The organism is Streptomyces sp. NPDC000880, assembly GCF_053599675.1.
On sequence record NZ_JBSFMS010000025.1, the window covers coordinates 57,522 to 66,741 of the forward strand.

Sequence of the window (9,220 nt, forward strand, 5' to 3'; positions counted from 1 at the left end):
GTCCTCCCCGGCCGGCCGGTCCTGGATGCGTACCCACGACAGGCCGAACCTTCTCCAGCTCGACCCGCTGCGAGAGCCAGGCCTGCCTGGAGACGGGAGAGTCCGCGGCCGCGTCATGCAGCCCGCGGCGCTGCCGGTCAGGGTGCGGTCGACGCCGTGCCCTGCCGGGGCCGGCGGCTCATACTTGAAGAGTCCCCTGCGGGCATGAGGTCTCGGCAATGAGCGATGACATGCCGATCGAGGAGATGACCGGCGGCGCTGGTGTGGCAACAGGTGCCGGCGGATGGCTGGGTGTGCTGCCGGTGGCGCTGGTGGCCACCGGAGCCGACGGCCGGATCGTGCGGTGGGATCCGGTGGCGCAGGAGCTGCTGGGCTACCGGGCGCCGGAAGTTGTGGGCCGGCATGTGGTGGAGCTGTTGCATCCGGGAGCGGACCGGAGCCTTGGCCGGTCGCTGTGGGAGGCGGCCGCGGCAGGTCACGGTGTGATGGGTGTGGTCACGGCGTGGCACAGGGATGGGCACCCGCTGGAGCTGGAGATCTGGGCGTGTCCTGTCCCGGGCGGTGATCGCAACCCTGGTGTGCTGGTTTTCGCGGCCGACGCCTCCGGTGCCCGCCGGGTGCGGGGGTCCTCGGCCGTGTGGGACGGGCTGTTCGCCCGTTCTCCGGTCGGGATCGCGGTGTTCGATACGCAGCTTCGGTTTTTGCAGGTCAACCCAGCCTTGCAGGCGATGAACGGGGTCCAGCAGGCGGCTCATGTGGGACGCCGTCTGGCGCAGGTGCTGCCGGAGGTGAATACCGGGGAGATGGAGGAGGTGATGCGCCGGGTCCTGGCGAGCGGGGAGGCGGTGCTGGACTTCCGCCGCATCGGACGGACCCCGGCCGACCCCGACCACGACCGGGTGTGGTCGTGCTCGTTCGTCCGTCTGGAGGATGCCCACGGCCGGCCTATCGGGGTCACCGCGTCGATCATCGACATCACCACCCAGCAGCAGGTCCAGGCGGAGGCGGCAGCGAGCCGCCGCGGGCTCGCTCTGCTGAACGAGGCCAGCGTCCGGATCGGGACGACACTGGAGCTGGAACGGACAGCGCAGGAGCTGGCCGAGGTGGCGGTGCCGCACCTGGCTGATGTGGTCATCGTCGATGTGCTGGAAACAGTCGCCGCCGGCGTTGCACCCGGCGCCGGGCTGGACGGTGGCGCCACGCTGCGCCGCCTGGGCAAGGCACCTCTCAGCGGCTCGCCGGTCGCCGATGTCCTGACCCCGCTGGGCCGGACTCTGTCCTTCCCGGCGGCCGCCCCCTACACGCAGGCTCTCGTCCAGCGGCAGCCCTTCCTGATCGCCCACCTGGACGCCCGTGCGGTAGAGGCTGCCGCCCGCCACACCAACAAGCCCGAGCGGCTACTGCGGTTGGGTGTGCACTCGTTCATGATGGCGCCCATGCTCGCCCGTGGCGTGGTGCTGGGCGTGGCTTCCTTCTGCCGCGTCGGCACGACCAGGCCCTTCGATTCCGCCGATGTGGCGCTCGCCTGCGACCTGGCCGCCCGTGCGGCGGTGTGCGTCGACAACGCCCGCATGTACAGCCGGGAGCATGACACCGCTGTGATCCTGCAGCGCAGCATGCTGCCTCAGCATGTGACGCCGCCGCCGGGGATCGAGGTCGCCCACCGTTACTTGCCGGCCAGTGACGTCAACGAGGTGGGCGGGGACTGGTACGACGTCATCGCGCTCCATGACGGGAAGGCCGCGTTGCTGATTGGGGACGTGATGGGCCACGGCACCGCCGCTGCGGCAGTCATGGGGCGGCTGTCCAGCTCGGTGCGGGTGCTCGCCCGCCTCGACCTTCCCGCCGTCGAGCTCCTGCATCACCTGGAGGCCGCCCTTGCCGACCTCTCCGACCCGCTGCTGGCCACCTTCCTCTACGCTGTCTGCGACCCGCGCACCGGCCACTGCCAGATCACTCGCGCTGGTCATCCGCCGCCCGTCGTCGTCGACCCGGATGGCACCGCGCGCCTTCTGCAGCTGTCTGCGGGAGTCCCGCTGGGCGTGGGCGGCGTCGAGTTCACCACTACCGAGGTGGTCCTGACCCCGGGCAGTCTTCTCGTGCTGTACACCGACGGCCTGGTCGAAGCCCGCGGCAGTGACATCGACGAACGCCTGGCCGAACTCACCCACCTGCTCACCGGCACCACACGGCTGGCCGACGTGTGCGACACCCTGCTCGCCCACCTCGCCCCCGCATCCGCCGACGACGACATCGCCCTGCTCATTGCCCGCATCGGCAGCCCGGAGGCTGCGGTGGCGGACGGGACAGAGAACCGCGAAACCCTCTGACGTCCCGTGAGCAGGGCGCAGTCGAAGAGCCGTTGAGGCAGATGGACCGTGCGCCCTCGCGCCGGCGCCGGGCGCAGAGGACACCCGTCTTCAGCACATCGCGCTGGCGACGGACGACATCGTCGGCGCTGCCCGGCGCATCCGGGAACGGGGCACGGGGCTGCTCCCGATCCCCTTCAACTACTACGACGACCTGGACGCCCGCTACGAGCTGGAGCCACAGAACCTGGCAACACTGGCGGAGTTGGGCATCCTCTACGACCGGGACGAGAACGGGGAGTTCTTCCACTGCTACACCGCCACGGTCGGGCGGGTGTTCTTCGAGTTGGTGCAGCGCACGCTGCGCGCATACGGTGCCCGGCTGGAGCTGGTCGACCGCCCGGCGGCAGAGGGCGGATGGCAGGCCGCCTGGCTGGCCCGGTTGCGCGCACTGCTGTCGACGCTGCCGGACGCCTACTGGCCCGACCAGTACAACAACCCCGACAACATCGTCGGTTACGCCTCCCTCGCTGCCGAGCTTGCAGCTCAGTGGACCACCTCGACGTGCTGGTGTGCAGCGTCGGCACCGGAGGTCACAGCGCCGGTGTGGTCGGACCGCTGCGGCGGCACTGGCCCGGGCTCCGGCTGATCGGCGTGGACGCCACCGGCTCGACGATCTTCGGCCGGCCCGCCAGGCCCCGCCTGATGCGCGGCCTGGGCAGCAGCATCCATCCACGCAACGTCGCCTACGGCGCCTTCGACGAGGTCCATTGGGTCGGCCCGGCCGAGGCCGCGGACGCCTGCCGAAGGCTCGCTGTCGGCAACTTCGTCAGCGGCGGCTGGAGCACCGGAGCCGTGGCGCTCGTGGCGGCCTGGGCCGCCCGCGTCCACCCGGGAGTTGTCGTCGCCACCGTCTTCCCCGACGGGCCGCATCGCTATCTTCGGCAGCGTCTACGACGACGAGTTCGCCGCCGCCCACGGGCTCGACCCGGCCACCGCGGCCAGGCGCCCCGTCGAGATCCCGCATCCGCGGGCCGTGGAGGCACCGGCTGGGCCCGGTGCCGCGCCGTCACCGACCCGCTGGATAGCCGAAACCCACGTCTGGAAGAGAGCCCGTGAAGGTCAGTCAGCGCAGCGTGCACCTCGAACTAGGCTCCTCCTGGTCAACCAGCTTGGCAGCCTGCGCGCCCGGACCCGTGAACAACTGGCCGCGGTCCAGTACGTCTTCCAGGACGCGAAAGCCGCGTTCGACGAACACCGACCGATCCTGGACCAGGTGGCACGCACGGCGGTCCAACTGCGAGGAGCGAACCCGCGAGAGGCTCTTGCCGAGGCCTTGAACACCCTGACCGGCCTCGGCCTCACGGAGGAGCTGGTACGTCGCAGGCCCGGCCAGTTGTCCGGCGGCGAACTCCAACGGACCGCGCTCGCCCGGGCCCTGCTCGCCCGGCCGCGGGTGCTGATCTGCGACGAGATCACCTCCGGCCTCGACACGGTCACCCGACGCGGGCTCCTGGACACGCTCGCCGTCCTGCTGCGCGAGCGGCCCGAACTGGCCCTGGTCCTGATCACCCACGACCTCGACACCGCAGCGACTGCCGCCCGGATCGCCGTACTGGACGCCGGCGAGCTCATCGAGCAGGAGCCGGCACAGCAGGTGCTCACCACGCCGCGGCACGGGTTCACCGCTTCACTCGTGGAAGGCTCCGCCCGCCTGGCAATGCCGGCCTCATGCGGGTGCTCGACCGGCTCGATGACACACCGGCGCAGGTGATGACCGGACTCATGGAGACACTGGTGCAGACACGCCTTGCAGGGACTCTGTCCGGTGACGAAACCAGCTACAGCGGCCTGGACCGCAGCATCATCCACCGGTGGTCCACTCAAGTGGATGCCCGATGCTTGACGGCTACCGCTCCACACCGGTCAGCTACTCAGTGGCGCCGGCGATCAATCTCTGCTCCTTCAGTGCTCCAAACCCGAAAGCAATGCTCCCAGCCGCCAGTGACAGTCAGCTTTCTACTGTTTCGAGCCCGGGGCTCTGCCGAACCACCGTGCTCCGCACGACAGTGATGGGCCGGGGGCAGCCTTCCCTGCCCGTCGCCGCGTGGATCGACACCCTAGGCTTCCACCCGGCACCGGCCCCGACCCCAGGAGCGCACACCGTGTTCGACCCCGCAGCGGAGCACCCGTACCCCGACGGCCACCGACCGGATGTGGCGCCCGCCCCGCACGCACTTCTCTCGCCTGTGATCGGACTTCTGGGCACCTGGCGCGGGCGGGGCCACGGCGGGTACCCGACGCTCGCCGTGGACTTCGCGTACGGGCAGGAGGTCACCTTCAGCCACGACGGCCGTCCCTTCCTCCGCTATGAGGCCCGGGCCTGGCTGCTGGACGCCGACGACGCACCGCTGCGCCCGTCGGCTCGGGAGAGCGGCTGGTGGCGGCTCCAGCCCGACGGCCGGGTGGAGGCGCTGATTACCCAGCCCACCGGCATCGCCGAGATCGCCGTCGGCCAGGCGACCGACGACACGGTCGACCTCTCCACCCACGAGGTGGCCCTCACCCCCACCGCCAAGGAGGTCAACGCCACCCGCCGGCGCTACGCTCTGATCGACGACGACACGCTCACGTTCGTCCACGACCTCGCGGCGGTCGGTCAGCCGTTGCAGCACCATCTCTCGGCACGGCTGCGGCGTAGGGGGTAGTCCGCGCCTGCCGTCACGTGCACGGGAGGATGCTCGGTCAGGAACCGTTCCTCACCAGCTCCAAAACCTTCACGCACTCCATGTGATGGGGGCGCTGAATCCGGGCATGGCCGCCAACCCGATCGCTTCCCTCGTCGAGTTCACCCGGCGGGACATTCCAGGTGGCCGCGGTGAAGGTGCTCGAACCGGACGGGAAGGGCCATCATCTCTGGCCGCGACGCACGCGACACTTTTTGCGGACTGGTTGGCACGGCGCTCCTCAAGGGCATTGCTACCGCATGGAGGATCGCTCAGGAAGTACGGGGCTTGGTCCGGGGACTGTGCGAACGGGCGAAGATGGAGCAGATGGCGCACGATGCCGTGCAGTCGCTGCGCCGGATTCCCGGCGAAGAGCTGGACGCGGCCATCAGCTTGCAGGCCGACTCCTCACGCAGGGTCTTCCTGAGCGGCCCTGTCTTCGGCAGGTGCGAGAGCAAGCAGTGCAAACTGCTTGCGGAGAGATCAGTCGCGTCTAGAGCCAGTCCCGACGCTTGAAAATAACGTACAAAGTGATGCAAACCAGCGCCATCAGGTCGAGTGCGAAGGGGTATCCGAAGCTCCAGCCCAGCTCTGGCATGTTCTCGAAGTTCATGCCGTAGATGGTGCCAACGAGTGTGGGTGCAAACAGAATTGCCGCCCAGCTTGAAATCTTCTTGAAGTCGTCTACCAGGTGGCCCTGACCTGCGGCAAGGCGATCGATTTTGTCTCTGACCTGCGCGGATCCTTCTTTCACGGTCTTTCAGGCTCGTACCCGGTGACGCAGTCGATTCTCCCCACGCGCTCCCCAGAGGCGTCCATACTCCCCAGATTCTCCCCAGGGGAGTCCGAGGGAAGGTCTCGTTGTGCCCTGGTGTTCGCGTTGTGAAGTGGGTGCGGCATGTACCGTGCGTGACTCCCGGATGCCTCGGTATGCACGCAGGGGATGGCCTTCTCCGTGCCGGGAGGTGATTCATAGCGCGCGCCTTCTGCGGACGGGCAGGATGCTCAGGGCCATGACGGTTCCGTCCTCGTGGAACGAGATCGGGCCGTTCCAGTGTCTGGCTGCATTCGTTCCGTTCCAGTCGGAGCGGAGTTTGTACGCGGCATGCCGGTATTCTTCGACGCGGCCGTTGCTGATCAAGTCGTACAGGTCCTCGGCCATGCCGGAGAATGCTTCGATCCGTACGGTTTCCATGCGGAAGACGTGATCCGTTCCGACGAACTTGGTGCCGCCGATCATGATGTGTGCGTCGTGGACGCTGGACGTGGCGGCGAAGGCGGGCACGTCGTAGTGCTGCCGTCCCTGGCCTTTTGTCAGGTACTGGGCTGTCCGGGGTCCTCCGCCGGCGAATGCGGTCAGGCCGGCGCTCCCGGTGCGGGCCAGGATCTGTCCGAACCAGGCAAGGTCCTCCTCGGGCACCTGGAAGCCGTCGACGGTCCGTGCCCTCTGCCCCTCGCGGGCGGGTATGCGGATCGCGTTGGGGTAGGGAATGCCGCTCTTGTCCTCTGCCGCGAGGTCGGCGTTTCGCGGCGCGCCGGGTATGCGCTCGGGAAGGAGTGCTTCACCGGGGGATTGCAGGGCGTTGACCACGACTCCGCCCTGTCCCATGAGTTCGGTGGAGAGCAGCAGGCACTGCGCTGTGTTCCACGGACCGATCTGCATGCCCTCGGCCAGTTCGGAGCCCCTGGCCAGCTGCCGGGCCGTGGTGCTGCGGGACCGGCTGGTCCGCTTGCTCGGCTTCTGGTGGTTTCCTTTGCACACCACGAACGTCACGATCGACGGCTCGCCGGGCTTCCACGCCTCGATGAGGTAGTCCGGCCGGGGCCGTGAGCCTTTCGAGCGTTCCGAGCCTCCCAGGGCCCAGCCGGCTCGCAGCACCGTGCTCGTGTCCACGACCGAGACCGCGTGGTCCGGGTACTGCCGTTTCACGATGTGTTCTGCCACCGCGAGTCCGAAGCCGATGCCCAGCTCCTGGGACTGCATGGCCTTGTACCTGCGCTCGGGCGTGCGGCCCTTGTTGGTGAGCTCCATGGCCCCGGCTCGGTCGCCGTGCACTGCCTCGCAGTACTTCAGGCTCTGCCAGTGTTCGGCGAGCCCGCGTGCCATTCCCTGACCGGCCAGCGCGTAGCCCCGCGCTACGGCATGCAGTACCTGCCACGGCGTCAGCTCGATGGACCGGCTGCACTCGGTCCGGGCAACGGGCTGCAGGTCGGGCTTTCTGCGACCCGTTTCCTGGCCCTTCTCGCGTCGTTGTGCGTCGATGGCTGCCGCTGCTTTGCCTGTGTGCTCCACCAGGTGCGCTGTCGAACGGACGTGGATGCTCGTCTGGAGGTTGAGTTCCTTCAGGATCTGTCGCGCGGTTCTTGCCATGCGTCCCCCTGCGGTGTCCGCGTGCTCCGGCCGGCCGTGAACGGTAGGTCGGAGCATCGGGGCGCACACAAGTGCGCAAGCTGCGCTGGGGCAGAGAACCGGCCACGCCGGCCGGGCTCCCCAGATGCACGGCAGTCGTCTCTGAAAACCCCTGGAAGCCCCGGACCGGAACCTTTTCGGTTATCCGTTCATGTGCGAACTTCCACGGCGGTCTCCGCAACGCGGAATCGACGTCGTTCTCGACACCTCCGTGCATGCCGAACGTCCTACGATCGCCACCCGTCAATCCGCAACGGTTCGAGTACGCCCGTACCGGGGGATGTCGGGGCCATGTGTGCGGGCAGTCATGCCCCTGCCGACCAGGAGGAGGCGGGCATGGATTCACACGAGCATCAAGATGATCGAGCCGCAGAAGGCTTCGAACCCCCAGTGGACCAAAGCCGGCCACGGCCGCACAGCGACGGAACGCCCCAGGGACGTGACAACACGGTCGCGGATATGGCCGGTGAGTTCGGCGCGGAGCTGGTGCGGGCCCTTCGCGCGGGCCTGGCCCAGGGGGCCGACTCTGCATACGGGCCCCGGGGTCTGTCCCAGCTGAGCTGGTATACCTTCGCGACCGAGTATGCGCGGGCGCACTGGCCGGGCCGGGCGGCGAAGACGCGGGACGAGGTCAGCGACGGGCTGACCGCCCATCACCCTGGCGATGCTCTGGGACGTTCCGGGCCGGCCGCGCGAGCAGGTGCTGCGTCGTGCCCTGCGCCACTGGGCCTTTGTCGTGCCCGGGGTCGGGGAGCGGGAGCTGCCGGTGGAGGACCGGCTGGTGCCGCAGTGGGTGGCGAATGCGTCCCGGCCCCTGGTCGACCTGCACGATCCGATCCTGGCGCGGGAGGTGCTGGAGTCGCTGCGCCGCAAGCTCGACGGCGGCGAGGCGGCCGTGGAGACGATGCGCCGTAAACGCAAGGTGCTGGTGCACGCCCTCCACTACGCCATCGAGCGGGGCGAGTTGGGCAGCCACCCGCTGGCCCGGATCCGCTGGCGGGTACCCAAGCCGGCGGTCGCGGTGGACCCGCGGGTGGTGGCCAACCGCACCAGGCACGGGATCTACTGACCGCCATCTCCTACGTCGGCGGATACCGCCGGGCGCGCGGCCGTCGCCTGGTCGGACTGTTCGCGGGCATGTACTAGGCGGGCCTGCGCCCGGAGGAGGCCATCGCCGTTGCCCTGCCGGACTGCCGGCTGCCCAGAACCGGCTGGGGGCGGCTGATCGCGCACCGCACCCTGCCCCAGGCGGGCAAGAGATGGACTGACACCGGCCGCCTCCACGACGAGCGCGGTCTGAAGAACCGCCCAGGGCGATCTCGCCGGCGCGTCCGCTGCTCACCGATGTGCTTGCCGTCGCGGTCGGGGTCGGACTCGCCGTCACATCGGACGTCGGAACCGGCGTCGGTGTCGCGGTCGTGGTCGGTGTTTCGGTCGTGGTCGCGACCGACGATGTGCTCGGGGTGGGGGTCGCGTCTGGGCTGCCGCCCGCGAGAGCGGTGCCGGTGATCGCGGCGGCCAGGGCTCCCGTGGTGAGCAGGATGATGGATGTGCGTTTCATGGCGAACCTCCTGCGGATGCTGTGTGGTGCTCCGAGGTTCGCCCGAGCCGTGATAGGGCCGCGCTGCGTCAGTGCTAAGAGCGGGCCTAAGCCTCGATCCACCGACTGTCCCGTGTCCTGTGGATAGAGAAATGAAGAGAGGTGCCTGCTGACCTGCGAAGATGGGAGTTACCACACAACCATCACGCACAATCAGCAAGGCACCTCGTAGATG

Annotated in this window: 5 protein-coding genes and 3 pseudogenes; 6 read left to right on the top strand and 2 right to left on the bottom strand. The window is 68.8% G+C overall.

What is annotated here, in order from left to right; genetic code table 11:
- The first annotated feature begins 218 nt into the window (after window positions 1-218).
- The 5 genes and pseudogenes from ACWDO5_RS11575 (at window position 219) to ACWDO5_RS11595 (ending at window position 5,017) form a co-directional block, all read left to right on the top strand.
- Window positions 219-2,330 carry a SpoIIE family protein phosphatase gene (locus ACWDO5_RS11575; RefSeq protein WP_450530113.1) on the top strand — a complete coding sequence of 704 codons (2,112 nt, stop codon included), beginning with the start codon at window positions 219-221 and terminating at the stop codon, window positions 2,328-2,330.
- Between the two features lie 328 nt (window positions 2,331-2,658).
- Window positions 2,659-3,428: pseudogene (locus ACWDO5_RS11580) on the top strand (pyridoxal-phosphate dependent enzyme); the annotation flags it as partial.
- A gap of 58 nt (window positions 3,429-3,486) precedes the next feature.
- Window positions 3,487-4,083, top strand: a pseudogene (locus tag ACWDO5_RS11585) (ATP-binding cassette domain-containing protein); the annotation flags it as partial.
- Complete coding sequence (locus ACWDO5_RS11590; protein WP_450530123.1) at window positions 4,083-4,382, top strand: hypothetical protein; 300 nt, start codon at window positions 4,083-4,085, stop codon at window positions 4,380-4,382. The pseudogene ACWDO5_RS11585 and the gene ACWDO5_RS11590, both read left to right, overlap by 1 nt.
- Before the next feature lie 92 nt (window positions 4,383-4,474).
- Window positions 4,475-5,017 carry an FABP family protein gene (locus ACWDO5_RS11595; RefSeq protein ID WP_450530114.1) on the top strand — a complete coding sequence of 181 codons (543 nt, stop codon included), beginning with the start codon at window positions 4,475-4,477 and terminating at the stop codon, window positions 5,015-5,017.
- Between the two features lie 511 nt (window positions 5,018-5,528).
- Here ACWDO5_RS11595 and ACWDO5_RS11600 read toward each other — a convergent pair.
- Window positions 5,529-5,720: pseudogene (locus tag ACWDO5_RS11600) on the bottom strand (CorA family divalent cation transporter); the annotation flags it as partial.
- A 285-nt stretch (window positions 5,721-6,005) separates the two neighbouring features.
- Window positions 6,006-7,406, bottom strand: a complete 1,401-nt coding sequence (locus ACWDO5_RS11605; RefSeq protein ID WP_450530115.1) for a hypothetical protein — start codon at window positions 7,404-7,406, stop codon at window positions 6,006-6,008.
- A 703-nt stretch (window positions 7,407-8,109) separates the two neighbouring features.
- Between ACWDO5_RS11605 and ACWDO5_RS11610 the strand changes: the two genes are divergently transcribed.
- A complete protein-coding gene (locus tag ACWDO5_RS11610; RefSeq protein WP_450530116.1) occupies window positions 8,110-8,514 on the top strand; it encodes a hypothetical protein in 405 nt (134 codons plus the stop codon).
- The last annotated feature ends 706 nt before the right edge of the window (window positions 8,515-9,220 follow it).

Coding starts and splice junctions, on each gene's coding strand:
- ACWDO5_RS11575 (WP_450530113.1), top strand. CDS start 219: ATGAGCGATGACATGCCGATCGAGGAGATGACCGGCGGCGCTGGTGTG.
- ACWDO5_RS11590 (WP_450530123.1), top strand. CDS start 4,083: ATGACCGGACTCATGGAGACACTGGTGCAGACACGCCTTGCAGGGACT.
- ACWDO5_RS11605 (WP_450530115.1), bottom strand. CDS start 7,406: ATGGCAAGAACCGCGCGACAGATCCTGAAGGAACTCAACCTCCAGACG.
- ACWDO5_RS11610 (WP_450530116.1), top strand. CDS start 8,110: ATGCTCTGGGACGTTCCGGGCCGGCCGCGCGAGCAGGTGCTGCGTCGT.